Source organism: Sphingopyxis sp. SCN 67-31 (assembly GCF_001725095.1).
Window position 1 is genome coordinate 40,059 of sequence record NZ_MEFH01000014.1, and the last position, 17,011, is coordinate 57,069.

At 64.4% G+C, this 17,011-nt stretch carries 14 protein-coding genes; 2 read left to right on the plus strand and 12 right to left on the minus strand.

Annotated features, from left to right (window positions below):
- Nucleotides 1-62: 62 nt before the first annotated feature.
- Both ABS88_RS01970 and ABS88_RS01975 read right to left on the minus strand, forming a co-directional pair.
- Nucleotides 63-1,427: a lipopolysaccharide biosynthesis protein gene (locus ABS88_RS01970; protein WP_286748889.1), complete on the minus strand. Its 1,365-nt coding sequence runs from the start codon at nt 1,425-1,427 to the stop codon at nt 63-65.
- The gene (locus tag ABS88_RS01975) at nt 1,372-2,574 is read right to left on the minus strand and encodes a CDP-glycerol glycerophosphotransferase family protein (protein ID WP_286748890.1); all 1,203 of its coding nucleotides are present in this window, start codon (nt 2,572-2,574) and stop codon (nt 1,372-1,374) included. Before ABS88_RS01975 ends, ABS88_RS01970 begins: the two co-directional genes overlap by 56 nt.
- Here ABS88_RS01975 and ABS88_RS01980 point away from each other — a divergent pair.
- A complete protein-coding gene (locus ABS88_RS01980) occupies nt 2,573-3,394 on the plus strand; it encodes an HAD-IB family hydrolase (protein WP_286748891.1) in 822 nt (273 codons plus the stop codon). The genes ABS88_RS01975 and ABS88_RS01980 overlap by 2 nt on opposite strands.
- Nucleotides 3,395-3,546: 152 nt before the next feature.
- Here the strand turns inward: ABS88_RS01980 and ABS88_RS01985 are convergent, their stop codons facing one another.
- The 7 genes from ABS88_RS01985 to ABS88_RS02015 form a co-directional block, all read right to left on the minus strand.
- Nucleotides 3,547-4,746, minus strand: a complete 1,200-nt coding sequence (locus ABS88_RS01985) for an LptF/LptG family permease (protein ID WP_286748893.1) — start codon at nt 4,744-4,746, stop codon at nt 3,547-3,549.
- Complete coding sequence (locus ABS88_RS01990; protein WP_286748895.1) at nt 4,746-5,921, minus strand: glycosyltransferase; 1,176 nt, start codon at nt 5,919-5,921, stop codon at nt 4,746-4,748. The genes ABS88_RS01985 and ABS88_RS01990 overlap by 1 nt, the downstream gene beginning before the upstream one ends.
- Nucleotides 5,918-6,439 (minus strand): DUF2141 domain-containing protein, encoded by a 522-nt coding sequence (locus ABS88_RS01995; RefSeq protein ID WP_286748896.1) that lies wholly within the window; start codon nt 6,437-6,439, stop codon nt 5,918-5,920. Before ABS88_RS01995 ends, ABS88_RS01990 begins: the two co-directional genes overlap by 4 nt.
- Nucleotides 6,436-7,356 carry a hypothetical protein gene (locus ABS88_RS02000; protein ID WP_286748897.1) on the minus strand — a complete coding sequence of 307 codons (921 nt, stop codon included), beginning with the start codon at nt 7,354-7,356 and terminating at the stop codon, nt 6,436-6,438. The genes ABS88_RS01995 and ABS88_RS02000 overlap by 4 nt, the downstream gene beginning before the upstream one ends.
- Before the next feature lie 84 nt (nt 7,357-7,440).
- A complete protein-coding gene (locus ABS88_RS02005) occupies nt 7,441-8,178 on the minus strand; it encodes a polysaccharide deacetylase family protein (protein ID WP_286748898.1) in 738 nt (245 codons plus the stop codon).
- Nucleotides 8,175-9,281 carry a glycosyltransferase gene (locus tag ABS88_RS02010; protein WP_286748899.1) on the minus strand — a complete coding sequence of 369 codons (1,107 nt, stop codon included), beginning with the start codon at nt 9,279-9,281 and terminating at the stop codon, nt 8,175-8,177. The genes ABS88_RS02005 and ABS88_RS02010 overlap by 4 nt, the downstream gene beginning before the upstream one ends.
- Nucleotide 9,282: 1 nt before the next feature.
- Nucleotides 9,283-9,942: a TonB-dependent receptor gene (locus ABS88_RS02015; protein WP_286748900.1), complete on the minus strand. Its 660-nt coding sequence runs from the start codon at nt 9,940-9,942 to the stop codon at nt 9,283-9,285.
- A 244-nt stretch (nt 9,943-10,186) separates the two neighbouring features.
- On the opposite strand from ABS88_RS02015, the gene ABS88_RS02020 reads away from it, so the two are divergent.
- Nucleotides 10,187-11,278, plus strand: a complete 1,092-nt coding sequence (locus tag ABS88_RS02020; protein ID WP_286748901.1) for an endonuclease/exonuclease/phosphatase family protein — start codon at nt 10,187-10,189, stop codon at nt 11,276-11,278.
- An 18-nt stretch (nt 11,279-11,296) separates the two neighbouring features.
- On the opposite strand, the gene ABS88_RS02025 is transcribed toward ABS88_RS02020, so the two are convergent.
- From ABS88_RS02025 to ABS88_RS02035, 3 genes are read right to left on the minus strand one after another with little or no spacing between them, the layout of a single operon-like run.
- A complete protein-coding gene (locus ABS88_RS02025) occupies nt 11,297-14,338 on the minus strand; it encodes an efflux RND transporter permease subunit (protein ID WP_286748902.1) in 3,042 nt (1,013 codons plus the stop codon).
- A complete protein-coding gene (locus tag ABS88_RS02030) occupies nt 14,335-15,375 on the minus strand; it encodes an efflux RND transporter periplasmic adaptor subunit (protein ID WP_286748904.1) in 1,041 nt (346 codons plus the stop codon). The genes ABS88_RS02025 and ABS88_RS02030 overlap by 4 nt, the downstream gene beginning before the upstream one ends.
- Nucleotides 15,372-16,733, minus strand: coding sequence for a TolC family protein (locus tag ABS88_RS02035; protein ID WP_286748906.1), 1,362 nt, complete (start codon nt 16,731-16,733; stop codon nt 15,372-15,374). The genes ABS88_RS02030 and ABS88_RS02035 overlap by 4 nt, the downstream gene beginning before the upstream one ends.
- Between the last annotated feature and the right edge of the window lie 278 nt (nt 16,734-17,011).

Sequence of the window (17,011 nt, forward strand, 5' to 3'; positions counted from 1 at the left end):
CCGATCTCGGCGAAATAGGAAAGGAGTGTGCCTCCGCCTCGAACTTGCGGCGAGCAACGGCATCATGCGGAGTGGGAGGCGGTGACCCGCCATAACGCAAGACCCAGCAGGCCCGCTGCGACGACGGCCTGCAGTATTGCGAGATAGCCGGCGCCCGCCAGTCCGGCAGAATTGGTGAATAAGGGCAACAGGGGCAAGAGGCCTAACCCGGCAACCAGATTTCCTGCCACCGACAAGCCTGGGTGCCCCAATGCGATCAGCGCGGCGCTCGTCGGAGGGCCAGCCATCGCCAAGACCTTGGCCAGCGTCAGCCAGATCATGACCGCCGCAGCCCCGGCAAAGGCCGGTCCGCCGATCAGCACCGCAATCTCGTGCGAGAAAAACGCCAGGATGACGACCAAAGGCAGCGCCGTCGCGAGCGCAATGCCGACGCAGCGCGCGAGCGCATGACGAATGGCCGTTTTCGCGCCGTCGGCGGCAGCCAGACGAGCGAGCTCGGCATAGGCCGCCTGGCCCAATATCTGCGCGGGCTGGGAAATGACGATCGTTGCCCGGTGCGCGATCGAATAAAGACCCGCCGCAGCCGGGCCGAGCATCGCACCGACGATCAGCGGGGTAAGCCGACCCGTCAGGTCGCCGAGCATGATGTCGGCGTTGGCGGTCAGCATGAAGCGGCCGAGCCCCTCATGCTCGCGCCGTGCGTCCGCGACCGCTCCGAGCAGCGGCTGGTCGAGCATGTGGCGGCGCGCGAGGTAGATCGCCGCGATCCACAGGGACACGCCCTCAACGAGCGCCGCAACAAGCCATGCGACCAGAAATGCCGTAAGCCCCAGATCGAAGACGATAACCACGAATGTACCAAGCAATCGCATGATCGGAGTCACGACATTGTGGAGCGCAAGCAGGTCGAAACGCCGCAAAATCTGGAGATACCCGCCAGGGGTCGCGCGCACGGTCGCGAGAACCGCGAAGCAATAGGGTATGGCCAATGCCTGCGCGTCCGCCGACCACCCGAGGAGCGGTCCGACGATCGGGACGGCGAGTGCCGCGACGATCACCGCAACCAGTCCCGCCAAAAGCTCGATCGCGCCGACAAAGCGCAGCAACCGTATAAGCTTCGCATGGTCATTTTGAGCCGGCTGGACGCCATAACGGACGATCGCGTGCCAGCCGGGAAATGCGACCAACCCGCCCACCAGCATCGCAAAATAGTTCACAAGGACAAGAACGCCATATTGTTCGGGACCGAGGATCCGGGCTGCGGCGACCACGTAGACGAGACTGATCAGCCCCGCTGCTGCTTTGCCGCCAAGCAGCAGACCAAGATTCTGGTAGATGCGGCGGACCGGTCCCGGCGACTTTTCCGCCGCGTCAGTGCGCAAGGCCGGCATCGATAGATCGGCTTTCAATTTCCCGAACGCGCGCAAATGAAGCGATTGCGCGAGCGGCGCGCACCGACGATGGCTCGGCGGTGAGGTCGAAGGTATGGTCGAAAAGCCGCCGTTGCACCGCGCTATAGCGTGCCGGGTGATCGCTCACGGCTTCTTCCAGGCCGCGATCGAGATCGCGAGCGTCCGAGATCACCGGCCCGGCCTGCCAGTGTGCGAAATTTGGATCATGGTCAGCGTCAAAGCCGTGACAGTTGATAAAGAGGCAGGGCCGCGGCGTTTTGAGAAACTCATAAATCTGACTGCTCACGTCGCCGAGATAGATGTCCGCCCCGTTCGTGTAGCTCATGTCGGTCAACGCTGTACTGCCAAGATCGATATGAATATTCGCCGCCGCCGCATAGCGAGCGTGCAGCCTTCCCGGCAAACCGAACCGCAGCTTGTCGATCGTAACCGCCATCCGCCGTTCGAACATCATGATATGCGGCGCGAAAATGAGATTGTAGCGATCGCTGGCGAGGAAATAGTCCAGCACCGCCCGGCCTTGTTTGTACCAGGACGAAAGATGTGGCGAGACGTGCGGATTATAGAGGACGATAGGCCGATTGCTGCCGCGAAACTTGATCGGCCGCTCCTTCCCTTCGGCGATATCGAATTTGGGATAGCCGGTGATCGTCAGCCGTTCCGGGAGGACGCCCGCCTCGCCGGTGAGGCGATCACAGATTTTCGGGCCTGCTGCCAATATATGGTCGAACAACGCTGCGGACTTGCCAAAGCCGATTGCCCGATCTCCGGCGCCATGGTCGGTCAGAACCATGCGCAGCGATGACAAACCGTAGCGCGTCTTGAGAATCAGCGACGTGCGCTCGGTCACGACAAGGAAGTCGAGCGAGCGAAAGAAGGCGATATTGTCGCGGTAGATAAGCAATTTGGCGGATGGGATTAGAGACCCGAGCAGCGCATCTACGCTCCGCGATGCTGCCGAATTCAGACGCAGCGCAACGAAACGAATGCCCGGCGGCACCGCTCCGCCCATCAATCGCACGGCCTCACGCGCGAGAAGATCGTTGGTGGTAGCGACGATGATCTCGGCGCCCGTGCCCGCGCGCGCCAAGGCAAGCGCGACTGGCAGGCTGTGGGCCATCTGGTGGATCTGGTCGTGGTTGAAGAGAAAGCCGATCCGCATGGGTGGAACGACGCCGCGGTGCCGGGAAACCCGCAGCAAGTGCGGAAAAAAAATCGGGTGGCGTCCTACATTGCGGAGGACACCGCCCATGACATCATCCTGCCCGCTTTCGGTCTTCGATCTCGACCGGACGCTCACCATCCACGGCACATGGTCGCCGTTCCTGCTATTCGCCGCGCGGCGCCGCGCGCCGTGGCGGCTCGCCTTCGCCCCGCTGGTCGTCTGTCTCATGGGCGCTTACAAGGCACGGCTCCTGACCCGCAAACGACTCAAGCAGGCCATGCAGCGGCTAATGCTCGGACGTGCGGTCGATCTGGACGTCGTGACGGACCTTGCAGCCGCCTATGCGGAGCGCAGCATGGCGAACAATATTTACGTCGGCGCCATCGCCAGCATTGCGGCGGAGCGCGCCGCCGGGCGGCGGGTCGTCATCGCCTCGGCCGCGCATCTCTACTATCTTGAGGCACTCGCCGATCGGCTCGGTGTTGCCGATGTCGTGGGCACCGCGTCGATGTGGCACGGTCGCCAGCTGACGCCGCGGATCGCGGGTGAGAATTGCTACGGCGCAAACAAGCGGCGCATGCTCGAGCATTGGCTTGCCGGGCAAGAGATCGACCGTGCCCACGCCCATATTCGGTTCTTTTCGGACGATTTGTCGGATCTTCCAACCTTCGAATGGGCGGACGAAGCGGTAGCGGTTAATCCGTCCAAGAAATTGCTCGACCTAGCCCTCCGGCGCGGATGGACGGTGTATGACTGGCGCCAGGCGGCCGCGCGCGATCGCGCCTTTCGGGCAAGGACTGCGACACAGCGGAACTAAACCCTTGCATCAGTCTCGGACATTTCGCGTGGCGAAGCGCAGCAAATTCCACCAGAATGGTGCACACGCCAACCAAATGAAGCGGTGGCCGTCGGGCTTGCCTGTCGATCGCTTGACCGGATTCGAAGAGCGAAGCCGAGGACCGTCGGACGTCATCGGCCGGTTGCAGACATCTGCGCGCGCTCGGACGGAAAACGCATCATCAAGCGGTCAAGCCACGTCCAGCGCGAAATATAGCGTGCGGAACGACTCGCCGACACGAGCGCGGCTTCGATCGCTCCCGGACCTTGGGTGCGTTGAAAGCGAAACAATATAAACGCCGCCATGGCAAATCCGAGCAGGATCAGGAGTTGGATCAGCGGCGCCAGCGCCAGCGCGCTATCTTCGATCGCAACGATCCCTTGGACAAATCCGACGATGAGCAGAACCCCGCATCCCAGCCCGAGCGCCGACGTCGATCGCTTCGGCGGAATGCCGAGCGCAAAGCCGTAAAAAGGGATCAGGACAATGAAGGCCGCCGTGACGAAGCGACCGCCGATTGCGGCGCGGGCTGCCCTGCGTTCGCCCAAAGTCCTGCCATCGGCCGCGACGTTTATCAGATCGCCCAGCATGAGCCGGTCATTGCGGTGGCGCGCAGTCCCGCGGACGGGCTTCGGCGCAAGCAGCTGGACCGGCATCGCCATCGTCTTGAAGGAGGCGACCTCAAGACGCCCGCCTGGTTTGCTGGCAATGACATGGCCATCGGCAAGACGGAGCAGAACGCCGCCGCGTCCGCCGTTGATGACCCGGCCGTCGCGCGCGGCGACGGTCAAATTGTGATTGCGCAGGAAAAGACCGCGAAATTTGCCCGTCCGCCGATCGACGGCGTCGACGTGGAAAACCGTCTCGGCGCGTGGACTCAGAAACTCGCCAGGTGCAACCGACAGCCCGAGGTCGCCGATCGCGATCGAGGCGCCTAGCGCATCGAGCCGCTGCTCCCCAGCCGGTTCGACATAGGCGCGCAGCCCGGCGTGCAACAAGGCAATCGCTAGCCCGAAGAGCAACGGCACCCGGAGCAACCGAGCTGGCGAGAGACCAATGGACGCGAATATATCCAGTTCGCCGTTGATCGCGAAGCCGCGGAAGGCAAGAGCAACGGCCACGAACACCGAGATCAGGAGGCCGATGCCAAGATACTCAGGAACGAGATAGACCATGAGCTTGATCAGAACCGGGACGGGCCGTTCGACATTGTCGAGCAAGTCCATCAACCGCCGACTATTTTCGAGGCTCAGCAGCAATATGACGATCGCACCGGTGGCAAGGAAGGGTCGCGCCATACGCCGCGCAATATAGAGATCGATCGTAGGCATCAGGCGGCCGAGCGCAGCGGCGTCGCCAGATCGCCATAAAGGTCGAAGAGCGCGCCGAAATGATCGTCGATCAGTGGGGCATCGGCAGCGCGCCGGGCGGCGGCGGCGATCAGCCTTGTCCGGTCGCGAGACAGGAGCCGCCCGATTGCCCGGGCAGCGGCGCCCGCATCGCCTGCCGCATATAATTCGCCATTATCAAGGGCTACGAAGTCGGAAGCGCCGCCCGCATCGGGCACGATCAGCGGCAATCCCGACGCAGCCGCCTCAGCCGCCACCAGACCGAAAGTCTCGGCCTCGCACCCATGAATCAGGGCGTCCGCACTGGCCATGAGCTTCGCGAGCAGGAGGCGATCGGCGATGGGCGCAAGCAGATGAACATGCGGATTATTCCCAATATGGCGCACGATCCGCCCTCGATCGCGGCCGTCGCCGACGAGGGCGAGACCGATCGGGCGATGCTGCGATGCCGCAAGGCAGGCATCGATGACCAGCGGCCAGCGCTTTTCGGCGCTGTGGCGGCCGACGCCAATTAGCAGGCTCGCACGCTCGGGAAGAGCGCAGCGTGCGAGCAGGTCGCAGCGAAGACCGGCGTCGCGATGCGCCGGCGAGAAGAGGCCGGGATCGACTCCCATCGGAATCGTCGTCACACCGGCAACTCCGCCCGCTTGCAGCCGCGACGAGAGGTGGCGATTGGCGCTGACGACGCAGTCGAAACGATCGCCGAGCCGGCGCAAATGGCGCCAGAAGAGGTCGAAGCTCTTGTCGATCGCTTCACGGCTGCCAAAGCGGCCAAACCAGCGATAGGCATAGGCCGCCATAGGATCGGCGTGCATGATCAGCGAGCGCGGCGCGCTTCCTTGCCAGTTGGCAACGATATTGGCGGTGCGCCAGGGAGAGGAGGCTTCGACGAGATCGGGGCGCTCGGTGTCGAGCCGGGCGTGAACGGCCGACGGGTCGTCGAAATAGCGGTAACGCCGATCGACGATCAACTGCGGGCTCGCGACATAGACAATCCGGCCACCACCGCTCCGCAGCTCGACATGATCGTGCGAGCCAGGCGCGATGACAATGATTTCGTGGCCCAGGGCTGCACCGATCGCGAGTTTGCGGTCGATATAGGTTTTCACACCGCCACCGTGCGGCGTGTAAAAGGCACAGACATCGACGATCTTCATTTGCGCTCCAGCGGCCGGTATTTGAGTCCGCTTAGATAGTTCATGACGACTTCGGTGCGCGTCGGCCCCGCTCCCACGAGCACCAAAGCCGAAGCGGCCTTAGGCTTTGACCAGCCCAGCCTTGGATTGCCGCCGAAGCCAAGACCGTCGGACAATTTGTCCCATTTGAGATTGCGGTTGCGATCATGCAGGACCGACAGGCTGTAGCGACCGGGGCCGGGCACGCGCAGGCATAGGGTCACCTGACCCGATGTGGGGATGTCCTGGTCCACCCTGCGGAATATTTTGTGCGCGTTGATCAAGACGGCATCGTCGGCGAGAAAATCGCTGTCGTTGTCGGGATAAAGTTCGGCGCGCAGCAGGCCCTTGCGATCCTTGAGGCCGGTTATGCCGACGAGCAACGACGGGCCGGCTTCATTCGGCCGGCACGCGGCTTCGGCCTTGCCCAGCGACGGGTTGGGTGCAACGGGCGCAGCCCCAATGAACAACAGCGCGACGGGGGCTATCGCGGCCTTCATGAGCGATGCGCCGTCGCAAGCTCGGCGAGCGTCAAAATTGTGCCGAGAAGCAGGTGCACGAGCAAGATCAGACCGGCAATCATGGCGATCAGCGACCCGATTGCCCCATCATGACCAATCAGGAACAATGCGACGCTGGCGAAGACAATATCCTTGTTCGGCACGAATGGCAGGCGGGTCACGAGCAATTGCAGCGTCGCGAGGATGAGCAGCCAGCCCATCGACACCGCGGGCAATGCGCTGTGCCACATGAGGCCCGACAGGAACGTCGTCAGCAGCAGGCGGCTGATATGCACACCAAAAATCATGCGCAGCTCGGCGCGGGGAAGCGAAAAGATACGGTGCCGGAACGCGAGAAGGGCAAGCGACAGCCCAATGATCACGGCGGCGGACAACGCGACGGTTCGACCATGGAATTCGGGCGCGATCCCGCCAATGACCGGCCACGCGAGCGCCAACATCGCGAGGGTCATGAGATTGCCGGCGACCGCCGACAGGATGCTGACATCCTTGATGGCGCCGAAGGGCGCCGCCGCCATCTGCGCATGGCGCCGCGCCCAGCCATAGAAATAAGCTTCTCCGCTGTAGCCGAAGAGAATTTCGTTGCTGACAAGCTTGCGCAGCAGGGCGGCAAAACCGGCGGGCGGAATGTTCCACAATCGTCGAAAGATCAGCCATTCGGAGGCCGGCAGGGCCAGGTAATAACTAGCAAAAGCAATCCAGAAGATTGGCGAGACCGGGACGCCGCGGAGAAGTTCGGTGAAACCGATACTCGCCAGTTTAGAACCGAGTGCCCCCAGCAACGCGAGCGACAGACCCAGTGAAAAGAATTTCTGCCACGGACGTTGCTCCCGAAGCAGCGGGCGGAGGCGCTCGGCCCATATGCCCGGAGTTGCACGCAATGCTCGAGAGGCCATCAATCACCTTTTGGCAGCGGTTCCTGGGGGAGTGACGCCGAGCGCTGACCGAATCCGCATCCGAGATCCGGAAAATCAGCGCGGCTACAGATCGCGGTAGGCTGACGGCCGATGCGAACGCGCGAAGGCGCCAAGCGCCCGGGCAATTTCGCGAACCAGGCGCGGTGAATCGATATCGTGCGGATGGACGGCAAAACGGACGATCCGCGCCCGCGCCAGCAATATTGTCGCAAAACGAGACCAGAGGATCGAGCTCGCTATGCGCGTGGCCGAACGGCTGGCATAAGTTACCACCGGCCCCCGTGCGAGAACGGCCGAGTTCTGCGGGTTCCAGACGCGGAAATGATCCTCGATCATCCTGATGTTCTGTGCCGCGAGTGCAGCAATACTGTCCTCGCCGTAAAGCCATGCGGGCGCGACAAATCCCGCGATCGGCCGTCCGGTGAGTTGCTCGATCATGTCGCGCCCCTCGGCGATCCTCGTTTCGGCATCACGGGTCGATAGCCCCAGAAACTCGCCTTCGCCTGCCGTCATGCGCTTCGCCTTCCACCGCGCCGTGACGCCAACATGCCGACTTTCGTCGAGATGGGTGAAGCCGTGCAGGAATATCTCGCACCCAGCGTCCGACCAGGCGCGCACGCGGCGCCCGAAATACGGATCGGCTGTCAGCAAGCCCCGCCGGTGGAAGTCGGGAACGACAAGAAGCGCATAACGCCCCGGCCCCACTGCTTCCTCGACGAGCGGCACCAGCCGGTCGAGGCGTGTTGCATGGACTGGTGCGACATCATGAATTGACGCAAGTAGACGGCGCGGCCCGGTCATACGGCTAGCCGGTCGAAAAGCGCCAGATAGTCCGCGGCCGACGCCCCCAACCTATGCCGATCGGTCACCTCACGCGCCGCCTGGGGGGACGGAGGCGATCGGCGCAGCCGCGAGGCGATCGCTGCGGCAATGGCTTCCGGTCGACGCTGGCGGACAACCGCCCCCAGCTCGGGCGAGCGAAATATTTCGGGCAATGCAAGCGAGCAATCGGTCGTAACGATTGGCACGCCCGCTGCGATGGCCTCGACGAGAACCGCCGGATAGCCTTCATAGTGCGAGCTCATCAAATAGAGATCGGCCTTCGCCAGATAGGGTGCGATGTCGGGGACATGGCCGGGCATCTGGACACGCGAGGCCACACCCAACAGCCGCGCTTCGCGCTCCAACCGGCCGCGCAAAGGACCCTCGCCGAGAATGAGCAGCCGCGCTTTCAGGGCCGGAGGCAGCTCGGCAAAGGCGCGGATGGCCGTCAGCAGATCCTTTTGCGGTGCCAGGCGCGCGGCACAAAGAATGAGCGGGGCGGGCTCATGGCCTGCCCGACTGTGCGGCGTCACCATCTGATCTTCAAGAATTGGCTCGGCAATTTCGGCAAGCGCGTGGCGAGGAAACACAGATCGCGCTTCCGCGAGCAGCGAGGGCGACATTGCCACCAGCACGTCCGTCGGCGCTGCCGCGAGCCGGATCGCAGCGTCGGCGAGCCCGCGCACAAGGCGCCGGAATCCAGCCCGGCGAATCGGATTGCTGAGTTTGCTCACGAAGACCGGCCGCTTCGTGAAGCGTTGGCGGGCGAGAAAGGCGAGAATGATGAGGTGGAAATTGCCGGGTGAGAAGATGATGTCCGGGGCTTCGGCGCGAACGAGCCGTGCCATGCGCCAGCCAAGTTGTGCCCGCGACCAGGGGCTACGCATCGTCTCGGGCGAACAGGGCCTGACCGCGACCCCGGCCCCGACCATCGCGCGGGCCGCGCCCTTCTCGGTGCCGCAGATGATCGTGACCCGGCGTCCCATCTCCGCCCAGCGGTTCGCCAAGCGAATGGCAATGCGTTCGCTTCCGCCGGTCGAGAAGTCGTGAAGAATGATTGCGATATGACGAGCTTTGGTCATGTCAGAATTTCTGCCTCAGGAAAATCTGGAGCCGCGCATCCGGGCGCTGAAGATCGCGGTCCTGCTGCTGTCGAAAATCGATCCCGATCGACAGCCGGTGAGAATCGCCGGCCGGATGCACGCTTGCAGTCAGCCCCCAACCTCGCACCGAGCGGGGCGCGCCGCCGGCGAGTTCGGCGATACGCTCGACCGGGCTGCGACGCTTTGCCGGGCCGGTGTCGAACAGGGTCGCGCCGAGGTCGAAACGGTCGTCACGGATCCAGTGAAGCGCGACAGCGCGTTCGTCGGTGCGATAATTTCGGCGCCGCGCGACGATGAAGCCCGGGCGCCGACGCTCGACCGCATAAGCCGCCCCCAGCGTAAGCGTGTCGCGCTCCGATATCTGCTGCGCCGCGCTCAGACCCAGCGCCATCAAGCCGAACCGCCGATATTCGAAACTTTGTGCGGCAGCGGTCGCGGGCCCCGAACGAGCGCGCATCGCAGTCAGCTTCAAGCCGCCGCCCGTCCACTCGGTGGCGGCTGAGCGGCTCTTCACGCGCCCGAGTGTTGCCGTATCGACAGTCGGCAAGCTCAAATCCACGGGTAGGGGCGCCGGTGGAGACGCCGGCAGAATGGGTGCCGGCGGCCGACCGACCTGCCGTTCGGAAGCGCCGAGAGCCATATGGGTCACCGCAATGCTGGGCGACGCCTCTTGCGCCAGCGAGGCAAAGGGAAAAAGCACCGCGACGATCGCCGCAGCTCGGGTCGCAATCGCTGTCATCGCACGTCCCCTCGGCAAGATGGACGCCTGCCAGCCAGGCGTCCGGAAGCACTGACGTCGTCACACAGAGATTTCCGCACCGGCGGTGCAAAGTGCGGATCGCCGCGCACCGCGGCGTCAATCGGCAATTCTCGACGCGGAAGGAATGACCCGGATGGACATGAATTTAGTGCGGCTGCACGGATGGGTGGCAATGACCCCGCTATTGCTCGGAGCGATCACCCCGGATACCGCCGCCGCGCACACGAGGCATCCTGCGACGCATCCCGCAGCGACCGCGCTTTCGGTCATGGCCTATAATGTGAAGGGCCTGCCCTGGCCGATCACTTCCGATCGCACGGCCGACTTCAGGCGGATCGAGGCGCGGCTGCGCGCGATGCGCGCGCAGCACGCACAGCCGCATGTGATCATTCTGCAGGAAGCCTTCACCTCTCCTGCCAAAGCGATCGCTCGGCGCAGCGGCTACCGCTATATCGTCGAGGGTCCGTCTCGCGATCTGCAAAGCCCGATCCTGGCGCGCGCCAGCGACCGAGCTTTCATTGAGGGCGCGAGCTTCTTCAAAGGCGAGCGATCGGGCAAGCAAGTCGGCTCGGGATTGATCCTGGCGTCAGACTATCCCATCCTGTCCGTGCATCGGGAAGCTTTTCCTGCTTTCGCTTGTGCGGGCTATGACTGTCTCGCCAACAAAGGCATATTGATGGTGACGGTCAAGGTGCCAGGCAGCGCGACGCCGGTCACGGTCGTGACTACCCATATGAACAGCAAAAGATCCTCGGGCGTCAGCCAGTCGCGTTCGCTCTTGGCCTATCGACGGCAAGTCGAGGTGATCGACGATTTCATCGCGCGCTACCGCAATCCCGACCTGCCCGTCATCTTGGCTGGCGATTTCAACGCCAGTTCTGCCGAGCGACGCTCGTTCCTGACCGCGCATAGTGCGGCGAAATGGACAACGAAGCGGCGCCTCCCCATCGACAACGCCTTGCAGCACTGCCTCAAGTCGGACGCGCCATGTGGACGTGCCGTCCCCGCCATCGCCGCAACGGTTTTCCAGAAGGGACGCGACTGGCAGTTTTTTTCAGCCGGTTATCGCGCCTCGATTCAAGCGATCGCGATGGCCGTACCGTTCGGGCGCGAGCATGACGGAACGATGCTGTCGGACCATGTCGGCTATCGCGTGACCTATCGCCTGACGCAAGCCCTCGTACCGCGCACGCCCCGACGCCGCGCGATCACCTGAACCGAGCGAACATGTCCATCAGCTTGCCGGAACCGGCTCGCGCGGCGCCAGCGCGAGCAAAACCGCCGGGAGGAAAAAGAGCACCAGCGGCACCGCGGCGATCAGGCCGAAGATGATCGCCGTTGCTAGGGGCTGCTGGAGGCCGGCGCCGCGACTGATCCCGAGCGCAAGCGGCGCCAGGGTCAGCACCGCGATCAGCGCCGACATCAGGATCGGCCGCAGTCTCTTCTTCCCAGCCTCGAGCAGCGCCGCAGCAGTGACCGGCTTGTCGCGCTCGATCTCGGCAAGAAAGAAGATCACCAGTTCGGCGACCATGCCGACGACCATGGTCAGGCCCATGAGCGCCGAGATATTGAGTTCGATGCCCATGATCCATAGTCCGATCATGACAGCGGCCGCGGTGAGCAGCACCGTTGCGATCGCGGCGACGGTCCAGCCAGCGCGCTCGAACAAGAGGGTAATCAGCAGCGCGCTGAGCAGCAGCGCGGCGCCGAACACTAGCGACAGGTCGGCAAAGCTCTTCTGCTGCTCAGCGTATAGGCCGCCATAATCGACGCGGACCGAGGCCGGGAGCTTGAGCCCGGCGACGGCGCTCTTGATCTCGGTCATTGCCGAGCCGAGATCGCGCCCCTCCAGCCGCGCCGTGACCGCGATATAGGGCGCGAGATTTTCTCGCGTGAGCTGCTTCTGACCGCTCTGGACCGATACCGTCGCGACTGCCGCGAGACGCACGCTGCTTCCGCCCGGTGAGATGAGCGGGAGGTTCTCGATGCGCGCAACGTCGCTTCGCAGGTCCTCTGGCGCGCGCACGCGCACGTCGATCAGCTGGGCGCCGATCCGGACTTGTGTCGCGGCGGTGCCGCCGATCGCGGTTTCGAGCTGTGCGGCGATGCTGTCGGGATCAAGACCATATTGTGCCGCCGCTCCGGGATCGACGGCGATGCTGATCGCGTCACCGGCAACGCGCAGTCCGTCGATCACCTCGATGACGCCCGATATCTTGCCGATCCGCGCGCCGATCGTCTTCGCCGCCGCTTCGAGCGCCGCCTTGTCGTCGCCAAACAGCTTCACCTCGATCGGCTGGGGAACAGCAGTAAGATCGCCGATCAGATCCTCCATCAACTGAATCAGCTCGACCTGGAGTCCCGGCACTTCGGCCGCGATTTTTTCGCGCATGCTGGTCATCACCGCCTCGATGCTCCGCCGCGAGCCGCCTTTGAGCCGGATGAAATAGTCGCCTTCGTCGGCCTCGGTGAGGCCGCCGCCGAGCTGGACCCCGGTTCGCCGTGAGTAGCTTGCCACTTCCGGTGTCGCGCTGATGATCGTCTCGACGCGCCGCAGCAGCGCATCGGTGTCTTCGAGCGATGCGCCGGGCTGCGCCTTGTAATCGAGGACAAAACCGCCTTCGTCCATCTTCGGCATGAAGCCCGAGGGTACGTTGCGCCATGCGACATATCCGCTGACCGCGAGCAGCGCCGCAACGACGACCGAGAAGAGCACAGGTCGGCCAAGGGCGCGGCCGCTCGCGCGGCCGTAACGGGTGAGCAGGGGATCGAGAATGCTATTGGCACGGTCGGCGGACTGAGCATCCTTCTCGCGGAGCCAATGCGCGGCGACGAGCGGAATGACGAAGCGCGCGAAGAGCAAGGAGATGAGCAGGGCGGCGACCATCGTGACTGCAAGCGCCTTGAAGAAGCCGCCGGTCACCCCGCTGATGAAAGCGAGCGGCAGGAAAACGACGATTGTCGCGGTCGTCGAGCCGAGCAGAGGCATCCCCATCTCGGCGGCCGCACCGAGGAGCGATTGAGGTTCGCTCAGACGCTGCTCCTGCATTCGCCGCATCATATGCTCGAGCATGACGACCGCATCGTCGACGACCAGTCCGACGGCGGCGGCCATGCCGCCTAGCGTCATCATGTTGAAGCTCATGCCGAGCGCAAACAGGAGCAGACAGGTGGCCGCGAGCACCGCAGGCAGCATCAGCCCGGTGATGACCATCAGCCGCCCCGAACGCAGGAAGACGAAGAGGACGATCCCGGCAAGCACCGCGCCCATGAGGATCGCATCGCGCACGGCATTGGCAGCACCGACGACCAGTTCGGACTGGTCATAGAAGGTAGTGACCTTGACCGACGGAGGCAGATGGAGTTCGGCGAGGCGAGCGTCGACCGCCTTCACGATCGCGACGGTGTCACCCCTGAGCGCTTGGCGCACGTTGACCAGTACCGCTTGCTTGCCGTCCGAGGTCACGCGACTGAACGCAGGCGCCGTCGAGGGCGTGATCGTCGCGATCTGCCCGAGCGTGACAACTCCCGAGCCGCCCGCCGCCGCCTTGACGGGGACCGCCGCCAGATCGCTCGCGCCCGCAACGCGGTTCTCGAGCAGGACAAGATAGAGGCGGTGACGATCCTCGATCTTGCCTAGGCCGCGCACCATATTGGCCTTGCCGAGCGTCGCGACGACATCGCTCAGGCTGATGCCGAGCGATTGCAGCCGCGAGGGATCGACATCTACCGCGAACTCGCGCGGGCTGCTCCCCAATATATCGACGCCGGCCACGCCTTCGACCGAGGTCAGCGCCGGCAGGATCTTGAGCTCGGCAAGGCTACGGAGCGCTTCCGGGGCCAAACTGTCCGATGTTAGCGCGAAGCCCGTCACCGGAAAGATCGTGGGATCCGAGCGCCGGACATTGAAATTCGTGCCGGGTGGCAGCGTCGGCAGCAAGGTGGCGAGCGCGCCCTGCGTCGACTGGGCGGCGGCGACCATATCGTCGCCCCATTGGAAATTGAGCGCGACCTCGGCGCTTCCTCGGCTCGTGACCGAGCGCACCCCGGTCACGCCCGGCACGGCGCGCAGCCCGATTTCGACCGGGCGCGTGATTTCGGCTTCCATCTGCGCTGCGTCGCGGTCGCCGGCATCGACCGACACCACGACGCGCGGATAATCGATGTTGGGAAAGAGGCCGACCGGGACACGGGTCGCCGACACCACGCCCGCGAGCGTGAGCAGGATCACCGCAAGCCAGATCGACCGCGCGTGTTTGCTGATGATGTCGGTCACTTCTTGGCGCTCTGAATGCGGACCTTCATGCCGTCTTCGAGCGCGGTGACGCCGGCTGTCGCCACACGCTCGCCCGGTTTCAACCCCGACGTAATGCTGATCCGGTCACCGGTGCGCGGGCCGGCAACGATATCGCGCCGCATGGCGATATTCTGAACGATGACGAAGACGAAGGGCTGACCGCCATCGTCGAGCAGTGCCGCATAAGGTATGGTCATGCCGCCGGCGATATTGCCGAGCAACACGCGACCGGTCAGGCTTTCGCCCGCACCGACCCCGCTTTCATCGGGAATCTGGACATAGACCGATGCCGTCTTGGTGATGGGATCGACGACGCTGTCGACCGACAAGATAGGAACGCTGAATGCCGTCTTGCTGCCAGCGGCGGTGATCTCGACAGAACTGCCTTGGGGAATGCGCCGGGCGATTGCCGGATCGACACCGAAGCGGGCGCGCAGATCGCCCGCCTTGACGAGCGAGACGATCGTGGTGCCCGGAGCAACGAGTTCGCCCGCGCTCGCGCCGACGATTTCGACCGTGCCGCTCGCCGGTGCGCGCAGCACCAGCGCACCGTTGCGGGTAGCAAGGCTCGCGCGGGCCGCGTCGGCCGTCTGCTTTGCGGCGCGCGCGGTCTCGACATCGGCGTCGCTGACCAGCCCGTCGGCGCGCAGCCGCCGCGCCCGCGCGTGCGCCAGGTCGGCGGCGTTGGCGTTCGCCGAGGCCGTGACGAGATCGAGACGCGCGGTCGGGCTCGGGCTCAGGCGCACCAATATCTGGCCGCGCCGCACCTGGGTTCCAACGGGCGCATCGACGGCCTGAACCAGCGCCTCCATCGGGGCCGACAGCGTATATTTGCCCGCGCCATTCGCCTCGGCGGCACCGTACAGCGTGACCTTCTCGTCGATGTTGCCGGTGGTCACGGGGGCAACCTCGATCGCCGCGACCGGGTCGGCCGCCGCGGTATCGGCCGGGGACTGGCAGCCGCTCAGCATAAAGCCATAAGCGAGCGGCAGGACGAGGAGGTTACGGCTGATCATAGGGTCCAGGCTTCCTGCGGGGCGCCGACAAGCAGTTCGAGCGCGATGGTCTGTTCGGCGATCGCCTGTTCGGATTGGAGAAGCAGCAACTGGCGGTCGCGCAGACTTTGCTCGGCGACATCGGCGGTCGCAAGCGCCAGATCGCCGCGCTGCGCTGCCCGGCGGCTTGCCAGCGCGAAAGCCCCGAGCGCCGGCATGCCGGCGTTCAGCAGTTCATATTGCTGCCGCGCGATCGCGAGTCCCGATGCGGCAGCGGCAATCTCGGCGCGGGTCTGGAACAGCCGCGCATCATATTCCTGCCGCAATGCCTCGCGGGTCGCTTCGGCGACCGCGATGCCGCCGCGGTTGCGGTTCCATAGCGGCAGGGTGAAACCGATCGTGGGACCGATCAGCTTGTTCCCCCCGGTATCGCGCGCGCCATTGATCGTGAGATCGAGGTTCGGGAACTGGTCGAGGATCGCGCGGCGAACCGCGGCCTCCTGCGCATCATAACCGGCACGCAGCGCTGCGAGATCGCCGCGGTCCGCCAGCGCGAGAGCGAAGAGGCGATCGGCGTCGGGAACAGGAGCTGGGAGGGATGCGGGCGCCAATCGAAGCGGATAGCCCGGCGGCAGGCCGAGCAGCCGATAAAGTTCGGAGCGCGCGGCTGCCAGATTCGTTTGGGCGCTGCGAAAGTTGCTCTGGGCATCGAGCGCGGCGATCCGCGACGACTGGACCTGGTCGGGGGAGATGTCGCCGCGTCCCGCCGCTTTCAGATAGCGACCGAGCAGGGCCTCGCCGGCATCGGCGCTCGTCGCGCTGTTGGCGAGTATCTGCTCGAGCGCCAGCACGCGTACAGCTTGCAGCCGCGCATTGCACGCGGTCTGCCACTCGGCCCAGGCCAGATCGAGGCGGACCTGGCGCGCCTCGGCGACGGCCTGCGCGCGCTGCACCTTCTGGGTGCGCAGCGCATTGAGGCTGAAGCCAAGTGCGCCCGCGATATTGTCGAGCGGGTCGGGGCCTGAGAGAATATGATCGACCCCGAAGCTGAAACTGGGATCGGGAAGCAGCCCTGCGACAAAGACCTGCGCATCGCTCACCCCGGCGCGGGCGCGCTGTGCCTTGAGATCGGGATTGGCGATGACGGCGAGAATCGCGACCCCATTGGGATCGAGCGGCGCCGACAGGTCCAGCGACACCGGCTTCAGATAAGGCCGTGCGATGGCCGCGGCATCGCGCGACACGATTTCGTTCAGCGGGGCCTGCAAGACCGATGCATGCAGCGGGTCGGCGGCGAGGGGGCGCGGTTCGTAATGGGCGCAAGCCGCCAGCGGCAGGAACAGCAACAGGGTCGATGACATCCGGAATCGCTTGGTCATCTCGAAGCGGTAGCTCCATCGGTCGTGGCTGCCGACCGCTAACACCTCGACAAGATTTGGGACTGCTGGAACATGAGGGCTGGGCATTGGGCTGTTGACGCCGCTGCGTGAGAAATCCCGCACCGGATTGTCAAAATTGCGGATTTTCGACGTTGTTGTTCGCAAGGGCTGCTCCGAAAGGCGCTTGAAACTTTGGAGTCGAGAGCGAAATCTCTTCTCGCCTGCTGCTTTCATGCCGCCACAGCGTCGGAAGAGCAGATTCTCAATGCGACACGAGC